General features: G+C 45.7%; 13 protein-coding genes. 5 read left to right on the top strand and 8 right to left on the bottom strand.

What is annotated here, in order from left to right; translation table 11 throughout:
• Positions 1 to 26: 26 nt before the first annotated feature.
• From acnB to JGK36_RS29325, 3 genes are all read left to right on the top strand, one after another.
• Positions 27 to 2,642, top strand: coding sequence for a bifunctional aconitate hydratase 2/2-methylisocitrate dehydratase (gene acnB / locus JGK36_RS29335; protein ID WP_293198041.1), 2,616 nt, complete (start codon positions 27 to 29; stop codon positions 2,640 to 2,642).
• Between the two features lie 335 nt (positions 2,643 to 2,977).
• On the top strand, positions 2,978 to 3,265 hold the full coding sequence (locus JGK36_RS29330) for a hypothetical protein (RefSeq protein WP_293201257.1): 288 nt from the start codon (positions 2,978 to 2,980) through the stop codon (positions 3,263 to 3,265).
• Positions 3,266 to 3,373: 108 nt separating this feature from the next.
• Entirely contained in the window at positions 3,374 to 3,787 is a 414-nt protein-coding gene (locus tag JGK36_RS29325; RefSeq protein ID WP_293198053.1) for a cupin domain-containing protein, read from the top strand.
• A 329-nt stretch (positions 3,788 to 4,116) separates the two neighbouring features.
• Here the strand turns inward: JGK36_RS29325 and JGK36_RS29320 are convergent, their stop codons facing one another.
• The 6 genes from JGK36_RS29320 to JGK36_RS29295 form a co-directional block, all read right to left on the bottom strand.
• The gene (locus JGK36_RS29320; protein ID WP_293185523.1) at positions 4,117 to 4,776 is read right to left on the bottom strand and encodes a pentapeptide repeat-containing protein; all 660 of its coding nucleotides are present in this window, start codon (positions 4,774 to 4,776) and stop codon (positions 4,117 to 4,119) included.
• 163 nt (positions 4,777 to 4,939) lie between these two features.
• Entirely contained in the window at positions 4,940 to 6,589 is a 1,650-nt protein-coding gene (locus tag JGK36_RS29315; RefSeq protein WP_293185524.1) for an ABC transporter substrate-binding protein, read from the bottom strand.
• Between the two features lie 416 nt (positions 6,590 to 7,005).
• Complete coding sequence (locus tag JGK36_RS29310) at positions 7,006 to 8,478, bottom strand: adenylate/guanylate cyclase domain-containing protein (protein WP_293198035.1); 1,473 nt, start codon at positions 8,476 to 8,478, stop codon at positions 7,006 to 7,008.
• A 70-nt stretch (positions 8,479 to 8,548) separates the two neighbouring features.
• Positions 8,549 to 8,893 (bottom strand): hypothetical protein, encoded by a 345-nt coding sequence (locus JGK36_RS29305; protein ID WP_293187071.1) that lies wholly within the window; start codon positions 8,891 to 8,893, stop codon positions 8,549 to 8,551.
• A 46-nt stretch (positions 8,894 to 8,939) separates the two neighbouring features.
• Positions 8,940 to 9,518, bottom strand: coding sequence for a DUF6272 family protein (locus tag JGK36_RS29300; protein ID WP_293198032.1), 579 nt, complete (start codon positions 9,516 to 9,518; stop codon positions 8,940 to 8,942).
• A gap of 159 nt (positions 9,519 to 9,677) precedes the next feature.
• On the bottom strand, positions 9,678 to 11,621 hold the full coding sequence (locus JGK36_RS29295) for a PP2C family protein-serine/threonine phosphatase (RefSeq protein WP_293198030.1): 1,944 nt from the start codon (positions 11,619 to 11,621) through the stop codon (positions 9,678 to 9,680).
• Between the two features lie 556 nt (positions 11,622 to 12,177).
• Here JGK36_RS29295 and JGK36_RS29290 point away from each other — a divergent pair.
• Positions 12,178 to 12,756, top strand: a complete 579-nt coding sequence (locus JGK36_RS29290) for a hypothetical protein (protein ID WP_293187068.1) — start codon at positions 12,178 to 12,180, stop codon at positions 12,754 to 12,756.
• A 259-nt stretch (positions 12,757 to 13,015) separates the two neighbouring features.
• Here JGK36_RS29290 and mnmA read toward each other — a convergent pair whose 3' ends face one another.
• On the bottom strand, positions 13,016 to 14,107 hold the full coding sequence (gene mnmA / locus JGK36_RS29285) for a tRNA 2-thiouridine(34) synthase MnmA (protein WP_293187067.1): 1,092 nt from the start codon (positions 14,105 to 14,107) through the stop codon (positions 13,016 to 13,018).
• Between the two features lie 133 nt (positions 14,108 to 14,240).
• Positions 14,241 to 14,450 carry a hypothetical protein gene (locus JGK36_RS29280; RefSeq protein ID WP_293201255.1) on the bottom strand — a complete coding sequence of 70 codons (210 nt, stop codon included), beginning with the start codon at positions 14,448 to 14,450 and terminating at the stop codon, positions 14,241 to 14,243.
• Between JGK36_RS29280 and JGK36_RS29275 the strand changes: the two genes are divergently transcribed.
• On the top strand, positions 14,439 to 16,097 hold the full coding sequence (locus JGK36_RS29275) for an NAD(P)H-hydrate dehydratase (RefSeq protein WP_293187065.1): 1,659 nt from the start codon (positions 14,439 to 14,441) through the stop codon (positions 16,095 to 16,097). The two genes, JGK36_RS29280 and JGK36_RS29275, sit on opposite strands and share 12 nt — an antisense overlap.
• Positions 16,098 to 16,233: the final 136 nt, after the last annotated feature.

The raw sequence follows: 16,233 nt of genomic DNA, 5'->3' as shown, positions 1-16,233 counted from the left end.
CAAAACTATCCGAGGAGAGAGAGAAAATGCTTGAATCTTACCGCCTTCACGCTGCCGAAAGAGCCGCATTGGGAATTCCACCGCTGCCGCTAGACGCCCAGCAAACGTCGGAACTCTGCGAATTGCTGAAAAATCCGCCACCGGGAGAAGAAGAAGCCTTAATCGAATTATTGCGCGATCGCGTACCCCCAGGCGTAGACAGCGCCGCCTACGTCAAAGCTGGTTTTTTAACCGGCATCGCCAAAGGTGAAATCCACAGCCCCCTAATTGCTCCCAAATGGGCAGTTTACCTGCTGGGGACAATGATGGGCGGTTACAACGTCCAATCTTTAATCGACTTGCTCAATCCTACTGCCGAAATCGCTATCCCCGCCACCGCAGCCCGGGCTCTGAGCAAAACGCTGTTAGTATTCGATGCCTTCCACGACATTCTCGCCCTGTCGGATACCAATCCCTACGCGAAGCAGGTAGTCGATTCCTGGGCTGATGCCGAGTGGTTTACCGGCCGCCCCGAACTAGCCCAAGCCATTACTGTTACAGTCTTCAAAGTGCCCGGAGAAACCAATACCGATGACTTGTCTCCCGCACCTCAGGCTACCACGCGGCCGGACATTCCCCTGCACGCTTTGGCGATGCTCGAAAGCAAGATGCCAGGGGCCTTAGAAACGATCGCCCAATTGAAAGAAAAAGGCCATCCCGTCGCCTACGTTGGCGATGTTGTCGGCACCGGTTCCTCGCGGAAATCGGCGATTAACTCCGTGTTGTGGCACATTGGTAACGATATTCCGTTTGTACCAAACAAGCGCAACGGCGGATATATTCTAGGAAGTGCGATCGCCCCGATTTTCTTCAATACCGCTGAAGATTCCGGCGCATTGCCGATCGAATGCGATGTCGCCAAAATGGAAACCGGCATGGTAATCACCATCCATCCCTACAAAGGCGAAATCACCAACGAAGCCGGAGAAATCATCTCCACCTTCACCCTCAAACCCGACACAATCCTCGACGAAGTTCGCGCCGGCGGTCGAATTCCCCTATTAATCGGACGCACCTTAACCGACAAAGTTCGCGAAGCTTTAGGACTAGAAATTAGCCCGATTTTCACCCGTCCAACTATTCCCGCCGATACCGGAAAAGGCTTCACCTTAGCTCAAAAGATGGTAGGAAAAGCTTGCGGTTTGTCCGGCGTTCGTCCCGGCACATCTTGCGAACCATTAATGACCACAGTCGGTTCCCAAGATACCACCGGCCCCATGACTCGGGACGAATTAAAAGAACTTGCTTGTCTGGGATTTAGCGCCGATTTGGTAATTCAAAGTTTTTGTCACACCGCTGCCTATCCGAAACCAGTGGATGTCAAAACTCACCACGAATTGCCCGATTTCATGGCACAGCGCGCGGGCATAGCTTTGCGTCCCGGAGACGGAATTATTCACTCTTGGCTGAACCGGATGTTATTGCCGGATACAGTGGGAACTGGCGGCGATTCTCACACTCGTTTTCCGTTAGGAATTTCCTTTCCGGCGGGTTCGGGATTAGTAGCTTTTGCTGCTGCTTTGGGCGTGATGCCTTTGGATATGCCAGAATCAGTTCTAGTCCGGTTCAAGGGTGAATTGCAACCGGGAGTAACGCTGCGAGATGTTGTGAATGCAATTCCCTACGTAGCAATTCAAAAAGGTTTGCTGACAGTCTCCAAACAGAATAAGAAAAATGTCTTTTCTGGGCGGATTATGGAGATTGAAGGTTTGCCAGATTTGAAGGTTGAGCAGGCTTTTGAATTGACCGATGCCTCGGCCGAGCGTTCTTGCGCCGGATGCACGATTAAATTGAGTTCTGAGACGGTCTCTGAGTACATTCGTTCTAATGTCGCACTGCTCAAAAATATGGTGGCGCGGGGCTATGAAGATGCGCGGACGATGATGCGCCGGGTGGCGAAGATGGAGGAATGGCTGGCTAATCCGGTGTTGCTTGAGGCGGATGCTGATGCGGAGTATGTGGAAATCATCGAAATCGATCTCAATGAGATTACTGAACCGATTGTGGCTGCGCCGAATGACCCGGATAATGTCAAGCTGTTGAGTGAGGTTGCGGGCGATCGGGTAGACGAAGTATTTGTCGGTTCCTGCATGACAAATATCGGTCACTACCGCGCCACTGCGAAGGTGTTGGAAGGTGCAGGGGAAGTGAAAGCTCGCCTGTGGATTTGTCCGCCAACTCGGATGGACGAACAGCAACTGAAAGAAGAAGGTTATTACAGCATTTTTGGAGCGGCTGGAGCGCGCACAGAAATGCCGGGATGCAGTCTTTGTATGGGCAATCAAGCGCGGGTTAAAGATGCGACAACCGTGTTTTCAACTTCGACTCGTAATTTCAACAACCGCATGGGTAAAGACGCGCAAGTTTATCTCGGTTCTGCGGAATTAGCCGCAGTTTGTTCGCTGTTGGGTCGAATTCCCACAGTCGAAGAATACCAAGAGATTGTGGCGAAGAAAATCAATCCTTTTGCTGGTGATTTGTATCGATATTTAAATTTCGATCAGATTGCGGGCTTTGAGGATGAAGGGCGAGTGATTGCTTTGGAAGATATGCCTCGGATTGAGGATATTTTGGGGATTCCCGATGGTGTGTTGAGCAAGTAATATAGCGGATCGAGCGAAAGATAAGGTACGTTGTTGGGCTTGAACCCTCTTGGTTTAAGGGTTATATAAGCTGTCAATCATACCTCATTTTTTTGAGAAAGGCTATATCGTCGAAGCTGACTGAGATGGTTATTTTGAACCGCAGATAAACGCAGGTGTACGCAGATGAATGAATTTGATCTGCGTACATCTGTGTCAATCCGCTGACATCTGCGGTTCAAGAAAATCCCATTGTTTACAATATAAGTAGAGGCGAGTTCGATCGCCAATTTCTAATTCCCATCCAAAATATCGATCTGCCAATTCGTATAAATCCGATTGAGGAGAAAAAAAGTATGTCTGAACAAGCTTTAATCAGTGAAAGTCCAATGACAGCAGCTTCAGCGCCCGAACCTCGCATTGGTAATGAAATGGTAGAGTTTCTCAGTGTAATTCAGCAAACTCCGAGAGAATATTGGCCGAATTTGCTGAAAATGATGCGGTTATTTCTGGAAACTGTGACGGTTAAGCCCGGATTATCGGAATCCGCCCAGACACCTGAAAACGTAGATTTTACTAAACTGTCGAAGGAGGAAAGGATCAAAAGAAATCAACCTGCAAAAAGAAACTGCGGAATATCTTGAACAAGTGATAAATGAAGATCGGATGTCTAATCGACCATTGTTTCCATGAGCAGAATAATTATTTTGGATTCCGACTTACCAGTCCCTGATATACTTTCAACTACAGATATTTTTACAGACACCGTTAGCGAGATAAACAGGATGGTGGAAACAGTGGACACAATCGAAAAAACGGACGATCGCACGCAAACCCGGTTTTGGGGTAAAGTTACAGTCATAGACGCGGGCGATCGCTACAAGATCAATCGCATCGAAGTCAAACCGGGGCACCACATCCGCACCCAAATGCACTATCACCGCAGCGAACACTGGGTTGTCGTCTCCGGTACCGCTAAAGTTATCTGCGATGACAAAGAGACCATTCTCATGCAGAAACAGTCAACCTACGTTCCCATGAATACCGCTCACCGCGTGGAAAACCCCGGCGTTATTCCCTTGGTGATGATTGAAATCCAAAATGGCGAATATCTGGGTGATGATGACATTATCCGTTTTCCCCAAGATGCCGCTGACGAAGATTGATCTCAAATCAAGTTAAATAACTCTCAGGTTTGTAGTGAGGACTTCAGTCCTCTCTCATCTCAGACTTAACGGAAAATTAAAATTACCAGAAAGAATTAGTTTAAAGCCCCAAGCCCGGGAGAAATTAAAATCAGGCTCTTCGTTACTCCAATCCTGTTCCTTCTTTTGTCAACAGTCAACGAAGAGGGCGGACACGGGGGCACCGCCCCTACAAACTGTCAAATGAATGAAGGAAATTAAAATTATAGGGGCAATTTCTGAAATTGCCCCTACAGGATTATATTAAGGTTGTTAAACACGATAGTCTGATATAGCAATTGGCGATCGTCCTACGGCAAAGCAGCGTTTTTCAAATCTACATTTGCCATATTGGCATCCTGTAAATTAGCGCCAGTCAAATCCGAACCGTTCAAGTTAGCACCGGTCAAATTAGCACCAGTCAAATTAGCATCCCGCAAGTTAACCCCCAGCACATCTATTCCCGACAAACTACCGCCCCGGAGGGTGATATTTCCCAGATTCGCGACAGACTGACGGGCATTTCTCAGGTTCGCCCCAGTCAAATTAGCACTTTCTAAATTAGCCCCGACCAAATTAGCACTGGTAAGGTTGGTATTTTTCAAACTGGCAATTACTAAACCAGCCAAACTCAGGTTAGCGCGAGTCAAATCAGCACCCTCCAAATTTGCCCCGTGCATTTTAGCCCCAATTAAGCTCGCACCTTGCAATTTAGCTTGTGTCAGATTTACTGCGTTTAATTTGGCTTCGTTCAAATTTGTACCGCTCAAATTTGCACCACTCAAATTTGCACCGTTCAAATTCGCACCGCTGAGATTCATGCCAGAAAGCTGCGCTCCTGTCAAGTCACATTTGCTGCAATTTTTAGTTTCTAATAGTTGCTTGACTTGTGATACGTTTTCTGCTTTGACTCCAGAAGCAAAACCGATCGCAATTAGCAGCCCTGTTGTTGTTAAAATTCCAAATTTCATATACTCACCCTCGGCGATATCTCTCTCTACTAATAATATCCAACATTTTTAGAGAGAGTGGGGTGATCGGTCTCTTCGATAAACTGTGACAATCATCACCCTGTTGTGCACAAAAGATGATAGAATTATGGACGTTTAAACTCCCAACAATTATTGTAAACAATTATTGCTTTTTCAGGAACCAAAAGGGAAAGGATTGCGTCGGTTCGAGACGGACACCCGTGATGCTGTTCTGAGCAAAAGTATAGTCCTTATCCTGCCAAAGAGGGATGAAAGGTACATCTTGACCTAGTATGTCCTGAATTTCGGCAAACAAAGCTTTGCGGGTTTGAGGGTTGGCTTCTTGGCGCTGCTTGGCGATCAGTTGATTTACCCGATCGCTATAATAAAACGAGCCCTGCCCCTGACTCGCACCCTTCTCACACCCGCGGGCCGCCGAACCCGTCGCACAATCCAAAAACGGCTGAATGTAATTGTCAGCGTCGAAAAAGTCAGCGTACCAATCCACTAACACCGCAGGATAAATCCCCTTCTCTATATTCTGAAACAAAGTCGGAGATTCAACGCTGTTAATTTCCACCTGCATTATCCCGTCCATTTTGAGTTGGGCTAAAGCTTTAATCGTACTCGCCACTAAACCTCGTTTTGTAGAACCGCTAGGATGCCAAATTTGAAAAATAAACGGATTGGCGGCCGAATATCCCGCTTTTTTTAGCAATTCCTTGGCTTTTGTCATGTTGGCGTCGCCGTACAGTTCTTTAAATACTGGCTTGTTAACGTCGAAGGTTGTGGGAATCAGGCTGTACAGAGGCTGGGCTTGTCCTCGGAGGACGCGATCGTTAATAAGCGGCCGATCCATCGCCGCAGCGACCGCCTGTCTCACCTCTAACTTATCCAGCGGTTTAGAATTGAGATTCAGCGTCATATAACTAACTGTACTGCTCTCCCCCGCGATTTCCTGCCATTTCCCTTTTTTTGCTCCCTCATCCAAGCTGCGAACTTGATCCGCATCCAGAGATAAATAAGCTACATCGATCGCACCAGTCCTAAAAGTATTGAACAAATTTGAAGAACTCGAAAGCAGCAAAATGTCAATACCTCTATTGACGGGTTTTTCTCCCCAATACTTATCAAAGGCATCAAACTTCAGAGAATCGCTACCGTACTTCGCAAGTTTGTAGCGTCCAGTTCCCACAAAAGTATCCGGTTTAAATTTACCGTCTCCAATCTCATAAGCTTTCGGAGAAATCGGACAAAGACCGGCAAATGTCAGCAAAGAAGGAAACGCAGCAAAAGGCTTTTTGAGTTGAAAAGTTAATTCGTATTCGCCCGTCGCTTTCACCGATTCTACTGCATCGCCCAACAAGAAAGCCGGACGACCGCCATTTTTGATAAACCGCTGCAAGGAAAATTCCATTGCTGCGGCGTTAAACGGTGTGTCGTCGTGAAAAATCACGCCTTGACGCAAGGGAATTGTATATGTCAATCCGTCTTTGCTAACTTTTGGCATTGCTGTCGCCAAGTGGGGGATTAACTTTGTCGTTCCCGACTCGTAGGTGTAGAGAGTATCGCCCAAATTTCGCAGCAGTTGTCCTGAGATGGTTTCGTAAGCGTCGGCGGGGTCGATCGTCCGCAATTTCAAGGTTGTGCCAATTGTCACGCGATCGTTGTTGGGCGAATTGGGCGAATTGGGCGATCGACTGGCACTCTGTCCGCAGCTTGCAGTTAACAAGCAGCAGAGGCAGAACAAAGCTATAACTTTAATTACTGAAGGTTTTATAGATATTCTCGACTGCCACTTGTTAATTCCCATCGTCTTTTATTGACACTCCAAATTAGTAATTATATTATCAGGACTTACACACTTTTAAATGAGAAACCCGGTTTCTTGGTAGATGCAATGTCGCGAAACCTCTTAAACTGCCAACTGCCAACTGTCAACTGTCAACTGTCAACTGTCAACTGTCAAGGGAGCATCTCATTTTTGTAAAAAGCATTTTTTTATTATAGTGCGAGCGTCCCCGCTCGCGTATTGTACTCGCGAGCGGGGACAGCACTATATATAAATGCAAAACTGAGATGCTCCCGATGCAATGTCGCGAAACCTCTTAAACTGCCAACTGCCAACTGTCAACTGTCAACTGTCAACTGTCAACTGTCAACTGTCAACTGTCAACTGTCAACTGTCAACTGTCAACTGTCAACTGCCAACTGCCAACAGCCAACTGACTAAATTTCCCTGAGGAGCGATCGCCAATCCCGACAGCGTTTCAGGTAAATGCGAGCTACCCGATCGCTCGGATTTTTCCGCAAACACTCTTCAAACAATTTTCCTGCCAATCGGTACTCATGGCGATCGCAAAGTAACATTGCTTCAGTATATACCGCCAAATTTGCTAGCTTAGCCGAGAGAATTTCCGGCGGATCGGCATCGAAGACCTCATATATTGTGACATATTGTAATTTTCCTTTTACCTGTACTTTATCCACAATCCGAATATTATAATCAGCCGGATTTCGCAACCGTTCCAATGTCTGCTGAGAAATTAACATAGGAACGCCATAATCTTTCGTCAACCCTTCAATCCGAGATGCCAAATTAACAGCATCACTAATCACCGTGCTATCCATTCTGCTTGTGCCACCAACTGTCCCCAGCATCAAAGAACCAGAATTGATCCCAATCCCAATTTTAATCGGGATGTAGCCCACACTTAAACGGTATCTGTTGTAATCATTCAGGATATTTAGCATCGCAATACCAGCTTTCACTGCATCATCTGCACAGTCGCTAAACAAAGCCATAATCGCATCGCCGATATATTTGTCAATAAACCCGTGATTGCTAGTAATAGCAGGCTCCATGCGCGACAGGTAAGCATTTATAAAATTAAAATTTTCTTGAGGAGTCATAGTTTCGGAAAGCGTCGTGAAATCGCGGATGTCCGCAAACAGCACCGACATTTCCTGCTGCACTTGATCGCCTAAACTGACATCAATAATACTTTCATATCCCAACAAATTGAGAAATTGATGTGGCACAAATCGCCCGTAGGCATCAGTTAATTCCGATTCAGCATCCAGAGATTTTTCTAAGCTTTTATTGACTTCAAATAATTCCTTAATAAATGTTTGGCGGTCGGCTTCAGCTTGTTTGCGTTCCGTGACATCTTGAAAAACTGCGATCGCAAAAGCAACTTTGCCACCGTCAAAAATTGGCGTCCCCCAAGTCTCAAGGGGGATTTTCTTGTCTAGTCTATGAATTTCCAGATCCTCAGCCGTCGAACTTTCTCCCGTCAAAGCTCGGACGAGCGGCAAATTCTGTGAAGGGTAAATAATATCAGTTCCCGCGATATAAAATTGATAACTTTTTGACAAATCATCAACAGAATTTAACGGCAACACCCCTTGGCCGAGTAACTGCTGTCCGGCACGATTGACGTAGTAAGGTTTACCTTGAGCATCGAGCACCGCCACGCCTACGGGAATCGCTTCCAGAAATTGAGCTAGCTTGATTTCGCCTTCCCGCACCGCCTCCAATGCCCGATAGCGCAACTCAGATTCCACCGTATCGGAATGTTCAGCAGTATTTTCCAGCAAGATTTCCAGATCCGCTTTTTCCTCCTTCAAGTCTTCCACTTGCTGGCGCAATCTTTCTATCTCTAAAAGTAGCTGTTCTCTAGATGGTTGTTCTTCCAGCATAACCCGAGAATTTGCGCCTCGACTAACAGAAAATTGCTCAACAGTCCATACCCTAAAAGTCATCATATGTCTATAGTAATTCAAACTGCAAACTCGGCATTAGGCGCTGGAAATTCTTCACAGATTTACCTTGCCAAGCTATACGTTGAGAACCTTGTACCGCCATTTGCACCCGAGCTTTTTTGCGGACTTCGATAATAAACTTCGACAGCATATTTATGCCTGAACTGTTCAAAAATTCTAACTGTTGCAAATTGAGGGTAATTTTTGCCGGTGCCAAATCGGCTACCTCCTCCAGCAACTGCACTATCGGTGCGTACTCTTGGGGCCCGCTCAACCTTAGAGATCCTCTAAAACTCACGGTTGCCGTTGATGGATCGTAACAGATCCCGTAATCTTCTGTTTTAATTTCCATTGCCGCAAAAAAAAGTCCCTTAGATATTATCGATCGCCAGCGATACTTATACTCTTAATTGCACCATAGTTGTCACCGTAATTACTTCCGGGTCTTTTTGCACCGTCTGGAACTTCCAACCTATTTTGGTGGTATAATCGCTCAGCATGGTTAGCAGGCCCAATCCTGAATTAGTAGAATTTTCGTCAGCAGCATTTTTTTCCAACTGCTCAATGTACAGCTCGCTCGGATCGGACTCCAGCAACTGCTGAATGTAAGCCTGAAACTTCCCTACACCTTGCGGAGGGATGGTGTTAGCAACTGAGAAAATCAGTCCGTCGCTCCTTAATTGCAGTTTAATGTTGATCGGGTGTTCCGATGTCTCATCATTAAACTTCATCGCATTCTCTAATAACTCATTAGCAATATAGCTAACAGCACTTTTAATTTCAGCTTGTCTGTCAATTGTCGAGGGGTCATCCTCGTTTCCAGGGAAAAAAGTCGTCAAGTAGTCAGCCAGAAAATCCGCCGACAAACCGTTGTTCCGCCACCGCTGCTTGAGGGGGATCGAACTCGGGGAAAATCCAATTATTAAATATTCGTGGCTGGGAGTCGGCTCGATGAAATCGCCGAAAGTCTGAATCATATTAGTTGTTATTTGTTAGTTGTTATTTGTTAGTTGTTATTTGTTGGTTGACTGTTGTTATTGGTTGTTGGTTATTGGCGAGTTGCTACCAATGCCCCATGCCCCATGCCCCATGCCCCATGCCCCATGCCCCATGCCCAATTCCCAATTCCCAATTCCCTATTTTTGTTTTAGAACCAGCAATGTGATGTCATCAAAAACTTTTTGTTGGCCGATGTGCGATCGCACGTCGTCAATTACAGCGTGCCTGATCTCTGTAGCCGTTTGCTGCCAATTAATCTGTATTACCTTAATTAACCTATCTAAACCATAAAGCACTTTATTCATATTTTTAGCCTCCGTAATCCCATCAGTGTACAGCACTACCACATCTCCTGAATGCAACTGGACAAGGGTTTGGGCCACAAAATCAGCAATATCTTCATCCAGCCCGATCGGGAAACCCAAATCGATTGTATCAAACCGCTCGGCAGAACCGTTACACCGCACGACAATCATTTCTTCGTGCTGGCCGCTCAACTTCAGCATTCCCTCGTGATAGTCTAGCAAAGCAAGGCTAGCGTTCTTATCCCATTTCATCCGCTGCATATTATCGTAAATTACAGTGTTAATAGCGGTTAAAAATCTTACCGGATCGGCTTCGTTGTAGGTGAGCAAAGTTCGCACTGCTGTTTGAAGCATAATCATTAAAACACCGCTCTCCAATCCGTGTCCCGTCACGTCGCCAATACCAATTTTTACTTTACCTTCGTGCTGGAGTACATCGTAATAGTCACCGCCTACTTCATCAGCAGGTTCCATAAATCCTGCAATATCTAAGCCAATAACTTCCTTCAATTCTCGGTCTTTCGGCAGCAGCATCTGCTGAATTTTGCGAGTGACATCTAGTTCGGCACTCATCCGCATATTTTCGGATTTTAGGCGATCGTTAAGAACAGTAATTTCTTGATTCGCACCAACCAAAGCCTCGGCAATCTTGTTAAATGCACCCACAACTTGCCCGAGTTCATCTTTGTTATCCAAAATAATTTTGTGGTCAATATTGCCACTTGCCATATTTTTTGACGCTTCCTCAAGCACAAATACAGTTTGCATGACTGCTAGGTAAAAAGATACAAATAAATAAACAACTATTGTTAAAATAATTAGAATAAAAACATAAATTAAGTGTTTTCTAGTAACTAAAGCATCTATACGTTTTTGCAGGAGAAAGTCTAATTCATTGACACTTTTGTCCCACAGTTCAAAACTCGAATTCAGAACTCGGTCGCTGCCATCGAGATAGGTATAATATTCGACTGTGGCTGTGGGATAAATTAGTTTATCTAGTTGCCCAGTTAGTTGCTCTACTACTGAGTTAAATTTTATCAAATCTTGGCTTAATTTCGGTCGCAGATTCCCGTGAGGATTGTTGCTAAATCCTACCTCCATATTGATTGCTAAATCCTGATTGAGTTCTCTCAATTTGCCCGCAAAAGTAATCAATTTCGCTCTTTCCTCAGGTGTGGCATCGGAACGCAGGCTACTTTTTTGAGAAAATAGCCTAATTTCTGACAATAATTTTTGCATTTCTGGAATTTTCAACAAAGTTGCATCCATCAAATAATAGGTATCTAAATCTGGGTCTAATATGAGATTGGAAGTATCGCCGACGTGAGCGCTCAATTTATTAATATCATATGCGATTTTTTGATATACAACATCGTAAGTTTCTAAACTCCACTGGCTCCGATGAAGTTTAAATTTTTGCCAATTTTGATAAATGGTATTAAATTGCTCGCGGGAAACTAAAGTTGTTCCTAACTGGCGGTCGGTATTTGCCAGGGATTGAAAGTCCGCGTCTATCTTAGCTTCAAAATTATCCCAGGACTCGTGCTGGCTTAAATTTGGATTTAAACCCTGATAATTTAACAGGTGAAATTTCGGTATGTATTCCCTCAACTGGCGCAGCGGACGCAGGTATTGATTGCCGTAGATTTCTTTTTGGGCAAAATCAACTCTGGTGTTAATTTCGGAAATCAGCAGGTACATCATCAAGACTAACGGCATCGCAAATAGAAAACCGATCAAGATGAATTTTTGAGGATAGCTGATCCGATTCATTAAATGGATTCCTAGGGATTTTCTGTTCATAATCGATATATTTCAACAAGATGTTACTAAAAAATTAGCGATCGCTACTAAGTTATTTTCGGGGACGATCGCTCTTGAAAACCTAAATCCTCTAATTAATCAGCGATAGCTTGCTTAATTTATCATGCGTTCCCGTCCTGTTGCTACAGATTGTACGGCATCCCTTGGCTCTCACTGGCTCAGTTCGCCTCCCCTTGTCTACAAAACCTTCAGAAGTTTGGGCACGATGAATAGTCATTTATACTGAGATGTTCCCCCAAAATCATTTTTGTTTCAGCAGATTTACCTAGCGATAAATTTTGCTCAATACTATACTAAAAGTAAAAATTAAGTAATAACTGGTAGTGCAAGTTTCCTGAAACAGAAGTGGCAGCAGGGAGTATAAGATACTTGTGCCGCACGACTCTGTTAAGTCGGTTCTGCACCAAGGAACAAACAGCACCAGCAGCAGTGTCTATATCGGTATCTGCATTTGAGTGCTCCGGAGCGATCGCGCAAGAGTGTAAAGTGAGGCAGAGGGCGTAGTATGAAACCAATCTCCGAAAATAACTCTCAAAACAATCAAAACCGAGGTGAAAAGCAGCCTAATCCTTTAATCTTGGCTTTGGTGCTGACGGGAATTCTGGCATGGGAAATGTATCCGGCGCTAATCCACACCGCTGCGGCTAACGCGGGCGCCCTCAAACAGTCCCTCGTTCAGGTAGAAAACCAAGATGAGCAAACAGCGCAGCAATTTCCCGCTGTCGGGGATCAAAAAAAAATCAGCTATTCGGGATTGGTACTAAATAGTCTAATTTCCGAACCGGGCAATTTGGCTGAGGGTACGCGCCAAAATCCCCCGAACCAGTTGCCCGCAAACGTTGCAGCCGCAGTTCGCCAAGAGTTGTCGCGCTCGACTGGGATTGCTGCTGACAAGTTGAAAGTCACTGAATCGAGCCGGCAAAGTTGGCCGAATACTTGTTTGGGACTCGCGAAATCTGATGAAATTTGCGGCCAAATGATTGTTGAAGGTTGGCGGGTTGTGGTTTCTGATGGCGGCCAAACTTGGGTTTACCGCACCAATGCTAGGGGGAATGTGTTGCGGTTGGAAAAGAAAGTTAGTTAAGGGAATTTGACCCTGTGAAATGAACAATAAATTTCCTTTTGGAACAGGCAAGATGCCTGTTCCACAAAGACTAGATTTTATTGTGGTAGATTTCTTGTGGGGTGGGGACGCGAGCGGGTGCATCTGGTTTTTTGAAGAGGGCGAAGCATGACCGCATATAAGTTATTAGTTATAATCTCCTATTTTATGCGGTCATGCTTCGCCCCTACGGATATATTCGCTTGCATTGAGATGCACCCACGCGAGCCATCCCCTAACATCAATTTGGGAGTTTTTTTCTTTCAATAATCCCGCCGCCTAAGAGCACATCTGAGTCATACCAAACTGCGGCTTGTCCGGGGGTAATGCTCAACTGCGGTTCGTCAAAAATTACCTTGACTCTTGTACCGCTTGCTTTTTCGTCTGCTTCGGATGATTCCACGGGAATAATTGTAGCGGGGACGGGTTGCGATCGATAGCGAATCTGCACGGAAGCCCGAATCGGAGCGATCGGCCCAGCGACAGAAACCCAATTTACTTTTTGGACATTACAGTCAGATTCTACCGCCAACTGGCGATCGCCCACAATTACCCGATTAGCACCAGCATCAAGTTCAATCACATACAGCGGTTCCGGTGCGGCAATCCCCAGGCCCTTCCGCTGGCCGATAGTGTAGTGGTGCACGCCGTCGTGCTGTCCGAGTACGCGGCCGGACTTATCTACAATGTCACCCTTTTGCGGCGCAATGTACTTGTCGAGAAAAGCCCGCATCGAACCGTTACTTTCCACCAAACACAAATCCTGACTTTCCGGCTTATCAGCGGTTGTCAAGCCAAATTCCGCCGCAATTCTGCGAGTTTCAGTCTTGGTGATTTCCCCCAAAGGAAACTCCGTACCCGCCAGTAAATCCTGTGTTAAATCGTACAAGAAATAAGACTGATCTTTCGCAGGGTCGATCGCCCGCAGCAACTGATAGCGATCGGTAGCAGTATCATAGGTAATGCGAGCGTAGTGCCCCGTAGCAATCTTTTCAATACCCAGCTCTTCGCGAGCGTACTTGAGCATCGGCCCGAACTTCACAGTTTTATTGCACTGCGAACAAGGCAGAGGTGTAACCCCTGCACTGTAACCCTCCACCAAAAAATCGACAATACTTGCCTGAAAGACCTCGCGGCTGTCAACAATGTGATGGGGAACGCCCAAATCTTCGCAAATTTTAGCGGCATCAACCATTCCCTCAGAGCAGCATTGACCTTTGCCTTTCATCAACCACAGCGTTAAACCCACCACTTCATAGCCCTGATGGTGTAAAATTGCGGCTGCTGCGGAACTATCGACCCCGCCGGAGAGGCCTACGACAATCTTGTTCATGGTTCGGAAATAAATTGCTATTTTACTGTTTTACTGTTACGCAAGTTCGATCGAGCTAATTGATTATACCACAAAAATACTACAACCTGCTACTGCTGTTAGCTGAAATTTTAGCACTAATAAGTAAATCCACCTAATTAAGCCTCAAATCCCGATCGCTCAAAGGCTTGCTGTGTATTTTTTCTTCCTTCTTCCTTCTTCCTTCTTCCTTCTTCCTTCTTCCTTCTTCCTTCTTCCTCTTCTTCCTTCTTCCTTCTTCCTTCTTCCTTCTTCCTTCTTCCTTCTTCCTTCTTCCTTCTTCCTTCTTCCTTCTTCCTTCTTCCTTCTTCTTATGACTATTCAAAAATTTGTTGTCACCGCCGACCAAATGCGGCAAATAGAAAACAGAATCTTTGCGGCTGGAATGCCCGTAGCAGCTTTAATGGAAAAAGTTGCACTCCTGATTTCTAGACGCATTCAGGTGCTTTTGAGGGAAGAGGGAAGTTCGGCAACGGATTTTGAAACGGATGAAACGGATGTAACGTATAGAAGGAAAAGCGGTGAAGGGCTAAAGATTGTTAATTCTCAATTCCCAGCTATTGGGGTGTTAGTTGGGCCGGGACATAACGGCGGCGATGCTTTGGTTGTGGCCCGCGAATTGCACTTTAAAGGATTCCCAGTAGTTATTTACTGCCCATTTTCTAAACTCAAAGAACTTACCAAAAGTCACGCTGATTATGCGCGTTCTTTAAATATTCCATTTGTTGAGAACATCGAACCGCTGAAAAACTGCGACTTTCTCGTAGATGGTTTATTTGGTTTTGGGTTGGAACGAGAAATCACTAACCCGACAGCCGCCGCGATTGATGAAATCAATAATTTAAACATCCCGATTTTTAGTATAGACATTCCGTCGGGAATCAATACAGATACTGGGGCTGTATTGGGTACGGCAATCAGGGCAAAACATACATTATGTTTGGGATTGTGGAAAATGGCTTTTCTACAAGACAAAGCTTTAGAATATATTGGTAAGTCAGAATTAATTGATTTTGATATTCCCGTTGCAGATATTGCAGCGATATTGGGCAATTTTCCAGCAATACAACGCATTACTAAAGCATCGGCAATTCAGCATTTACCATTACCCCGATCGCCAATTTCGCACAAATACACCAACGGTCACTTACTAATTATTGCAGGTTCGGCCCGTTACAGCGGAGCCGCAATTTTAGCCGCATTGGGAGCAAGAGCCAGCGGAGTCGGAATGCTGTCAATTGCCGTCCCTGAGTCGATTAAACCGATGTTGAGCAGTCATTTACCAGAGGCATTAGTTATAGGATGTCCCGAAACCCCAAACGGTGGCATTAAGGAGTTGCCGGTAGCAATTGATTTGGGTAGCTACGATGCGATCGCCACAGGGCCAGGTCTGACATTGGAAGCCGCGATCGCTGTAGAATCTGTACTGGAGTGCGATCGACCTCTGGTTTTAGATGCCGACGGTTTAAATATCCTCGGTCAACTCGGCACAGTTCCCATTTTGTCGGAACGCCGAGCAGTGACAATTATCACCCCTCACCCGGGCGAATTTAAGCGTTTGTTTCCCGAATTAGCCGGCCTCAGCGGCGATCGAATTGCCGCAACTCAAGCAGCGGCAGAGCTTTGCGGTGCAACAGTATTGCTCAAAGGAGCCAGAGTTTGCATAAGTTGGAAGGAGGATGACGGCGATTCCCTAGGGGATAGCTACGCTTCACGTACCCTTACCTATCTCAATCCCGAAAGCACCCCAGCCCTCGCCAGAGGCGGCAGCGGCGACGTTCTCACCGGCTTGTTAGGGGGATTGTTAGCAAGTGCGATCGCCCGTAAATCCCCCCCCCAAGAAGTGGCAGTAACAGCAGCGTGGTGGCACGCTCAAGCCGGAATCGCCGCAGCCAAAGAACGGACAGAATTAGGTGTAGATGCCTTTACTTTGACACAGTATTTAATTCCTACCTTGCGAGAATTACAGTAAGGGCGATCGTCCCATTCCCTGTAATTCTCGCCCATTAGTTTGTAGTAAGGACTTCAGTCCTCTACTTTTGATAAGGACTGAAGTCCTCACTACAAACCTCTTGATTTGGTTTGTAGTAAGGACTTCAGTCCTCTAC

The organism is Microcoleus sp. PH2017_35_SFW_U_B (assembly GCF_020737865.1).
Classification (GTDB): domain Bacteria; phylum Cyanobacteriota; class Cyanobacteriia; order Cyanobacteriales; family Microcoleaceae; genus Microcoleus.
The sequence above is the reverse complement of the archived record's forward strand: the minus strand, read 5'-3'. Positions and strand labels throughout refer to the sequence as shown.

What these genes read in the sequence shown, in the direction of transcription:
- acnB (WP_293198041.1), top strand. Translation starts at nt 27, where the DNA reads ATGCTTGAATCTTACCGCCTTCACGCTGCCGAAAGAGCCGCATTGGGA.
- JGK36_RS29330 (WP_293201257.1), top strand. Translation starts at nt 2,978, where the DNA reads ATGTCTGAACAAGCTTTAATCAGTGAAAGTCCAATGACAGCAGCTTCA.
- JGK36_RS29320 (WP_293185523.1), bottom strand. Translation starts at nt 4,776, where the DNA reads ATGAAATTTGGAATTTTAACAACAACAGGGCTGCTAATTGCGATCGGT.
- JGK36_RS29315 (WP_293185524.1), bottom strand. Translation starts at nt 6,589, where the DNA reads ATGGGAATTAACAAGTGGCAGTCGAGAATATCTATAAAACCTTCAGTA.
- JGK36_RS29310 (WP_293198035.1), bottom strand. Translation starts at nt 8,478, where the DNA reads ATGCTGGAAGAACAACCATCTAGAGAACAGCTACTTTTAGAGATAGAA.
- JGK36_RS29305 (WP_293187071.1), bottom strand. Translation starts at nt 8,893, where the DNA reads ATGGAAATTAAAACAGAAGATTACGGGATCTGTTACGATCCATCAACG.
- JGK36_RS29300 (WP_293198032.1), bottom strand. Translation starts at nt 9,518, where the DNA reads ATGATTCAGACTTTCGGCGATTTCATCGAGCCGACTCCCAGCCACGAA.
- JGK36_RS29295 (WP_293198030.1), bottom strand. Translation starts at nt 11,621, where the DNA reads ATGAATCGGATCAGCTATCCTCAAAAATTCATCTTGATCGGTTTTCTA.
- JGK36_RS29290 (WP_293187068.1), top strand. Translation starts at nt 12,178, where the DNA reads ATGAAACCAATCTCCGAAAATAACTCTCAAAACAATCAAAACCGAGGT.
- mnmA (WP_293187067.1), bottom strand. Translation starts at nt 14,107, where the DNA reads ATGAACAAGATTGTCGTAGGCCTCTCCGGCGGGGTCGATAGTTCCGCA.
- JGK36_RS29275 (WP_293187065.1), top strand. Translation starts at nt 14,439, where the DNA reads ATGACTATTCAAAAATTTGTTGTCACCGCCGACCAAATGCGGCAAATA.